This is a genomic window from Campylobacter troglodytis (assembly GCF_006864425.1).
In the GTDB taxonomy this organism is placed as follows: Bacteria; Campylobacterota; Campylobacteria; order Campylobacterales; family Campylobacteraceae; genus Campylobacter_D; species Campylobacter_D troglodytis.
In genome coordinates, this window is record NZ_QHLI01000114.1 from 1 (window position 1) to 2,718 (window position 2,718).

2 protein-coding genes are annotated in these 2,718 nt (G+C 32.7%); one reads left to right on the plus strand and one right to left on the minus strand.

The genetic code is table 11. The annotated features are described in order from the left end of the window. Window positions 1–363: 363 nt before the first annotated feature. Window positions 364–849: a type VI secretion system contractile sheath small subunit gene (gene tssB, locus DMC01_RS12175; protein WP_142694453.1), complete on the minus strand. Its 486-nt coding sequence runs from the start codon at window positions 847–849 to the stop codon at window positions 364–366. 486 nt (window positions 850–1,335) lie between these two features. Between tssB and tssK the strand changes: the two genes are divergently transcribed. Then, window positions 1,336–2,703: a type VI secretion system baseplate subunit TssK gene (gene tssK / locus DMC01_RS12180; RefSeq protein ID WP_142694454.1), complete on the plus strand. Its 1,368-nt coding sequence runs from the start codon at window positions 1,336–1,338 to the stop codon at window positions 2,701–2,703. Window positions 2,704–2,718 lie beyond the last annotated feature (15 nt).

Below are 2,718 nucleotides of genomic sequence, written 5' to 3' on the forward strand. Positions count from 1 at the left end.
TTAAATTCAAGCAAAGCCTTTTTTAAATTCACAAATTCAAGCAAATTCAAAGTTAAAAGCCTTAAATTCAGTAAGGCCTGTTTTTGGCTTGATAAATTCAAGCAAATTTAAATTCAGCACCTTGTTTTTAAGTTGCTAAATTTAAATAAAGTTAAATTCAAAGTTAGCAAAGCCTTTTTTAAATTCACAAATTCAAGCAAATTCAAAGTTAAAAGCCTTAAATTCAGTAAGGCCTGTTTTTGGCTTGATAAATTCAAGCAAATTTAAATTCAGCAAAGCATTTTTAAATTCACAAATTCAAGTAAATTCAAGCCAACAGTTCAAGCTAGCTTAATGCTTTTTGTAAATTTTACAAAAAAATTTCTATCCCTCGTTTTTTTCCTCTTTTATTTCTAGCAATAACTGCTCCTTGCTTTTTTCATCTTTTAAGGCTTCTAAGACAGCCTTTCTAAAGCTTGGTATATTACCCATTGGAGACTTTAAAGCCATTAGGGCTTCTCTTAGTTGTAAGAGCTTGTTAAGCTCTGGCACCTGTCTTACTATGCTATCTGGTGAAAAATCCTTCATACCCTTTATGTTTAATTTCACATCAAGCTCGCTTGCTTCTTTGTTTAGGGTGTTTTTAACGCTAAATTCAGTGCTTATGTCTAGCTTTTGCATAACCTGATTGAAATTGTTTTTATTTATGTTTAAAACCTCTCTTTCTTCAAGGGCTTGTTTGGCATTTCTTGTTAAATTTGAAACTATCATTAATTTTAAGGGCAATTCTACCTCGGCATTTTGCCCCTTTGTTTTTGCCTTGTAGGTGATATTTATGCGTTCTTTTGGAGACTTAGACCCATCAAACATAGTCCATCCTTTTGTGAATTTTTATAAATTATAACAAAATCATATTAAAAAAAGCCTATTTTAGAAGATTAAATTCAAAAATATTTAAGGATCATTCATAAGGTTTAAAGAAGTTTATCTTAGCTTGTTTGTTAAAAATAGGCTAAAATTCAAAGCAAAAAGCCTAAAAAATTATTTTAATTTAGGCATTATTGCAAGAGGCTAAAAGCAAGTAAAAGTAAGGCTTTAAAGTTTATTCTTAAATTTAAATGTTTCTTAGAAATAAGCTTGAATTCAAAGCAGACAAAAAGCGTTAAAAATAAGCTTGAATTTAAAGTAAGCAAAAAACAAGGCTTTAAAGTTTATTCTTAAATTTAAATGCTTCTTTAGAGCTAAGCTCAAATTCAAAGCAAGTAAAAAAGCGTTAAAAATAAACTCAAATTTAAAGCAAGAATAGGCTAAAATTTAAAGCAGATAAAAAAAGCAAAATTAAAAAGGTAAATACAAATGGCAGATAAGCTTAAGGTAGCTTGGTTTAATGGCTTAAACTTAGCCAAGGCTCATTTTGAGCAACAAGAAAGATATTTGCAAAGATATGTTGATCTTAAAACCATAGGCGTAAATAGCAATTTATATGGCATCATTGATTTGGAGTTTTCAAAGGAAATGCTCATTGAGGGCAAGATAGCTTTAAGTAGAATCTCAGGTCTTAGTAGGGACGGCAGCGTTTTTAATGCACCAGAACAAGATCTCTTGCCAAAGCCCTTGGAGATAAAATATGACACCTTGACAAACTCCATCATCACCCTAAAACTTCCCCTTGCCCTTACAAGCACTGTTGAGCTAGCCCTCTTAAATAATATGCCAAATACCAAGTATATAGCCTTAAAAAGTATGATTGCTTCAAGAAGCTATGATGATACAAGCAAGGAGGCATTTGATGAGGATAATTTAAGCTTCACTCAAGAAAAAACAAGCCTTGATCTGGCAAGTTTGAGGCTAAAGCTTGGCATTTTAGGAGATAGCACGGCTGATGAGTTAGAACTTGCAATTGGCAAGATTAAAAGCATAGATAATAACCGCAAGATAGAACTTGACGAAGGCTTCATACCAACCTGCCTTGATCTTAAAAAAAGTCCTATAATAAGGGCTTTTTTAGAGGAGCTTTTATACTCTATGAAAGCTCACAAAGAGGTGCTTGGCGGAGTTTTTAAGGGCATAGATCAAAGCAAGAGTAGTCTTGATCTTAGCACTTATTTGACCTTAAGCCTTGTTAAGAAGTATTATCTTATCTTTTCATATTTAAATCACAAGGAGAAACTACACCCTGAGTTTTTGTATGAAAAGCTTGTTGAATTTCAAGCTGAACTGGGGCTTTTTAACACAGAAGATACGGAGTTTATCCCCTATAAGCATCAAAATTTAAACGAAAGCTTTGTCCCTCTTATGAATAATATACGCATTTTATTTTCCAAGCTTAGCTCGCCTCGCTATACTATGGCAAATGTAGTGCCTTTGGGAAATGGCTTTTATGATATCTTCTTTGATAATGCAAGTATGATTGAGGAGGCTGAGATCTTTTTAGCTGTGAGTGCTGATCTAAGTCAGGAGTATTTGATGAAAAATTTCAAGGCACAAAGTAAAATTCACACCCAAAGCAAGATAAAAAACATAGTAGCTACCCAGCTCAAGGGAATAAACATAGAAGCACTTTCAAATGTCCCCTCAGCCCTACCTTATCTAAATGGTTATGTGTATTATAAGATAGACAAGAAGGATCCTTTGTTTGCTGAATTTAAGGGAGAAACTGTGTTAAGCTTGTATATAACCAATAATATAAAAGAAGCTGATCTAAAATTTTGGGCTGTGTTTTAGCTAAATTCAAGGGCG

Coding starts and splice junctions, on each gene's coding strand:
- tssB (WP_142694453.1), bottom strand. CDS start 849: ATGTTTGATGGGTCTAAGTCTCCAAAAGAACGCATAAATATCACCTAC.
- tssK (WP_142694454.1), top strand. CDS start 1,336: ATGGCAGATAAGCTTAAGGTAGCTTGGTTTAATGGCTTAAACTTAGCC.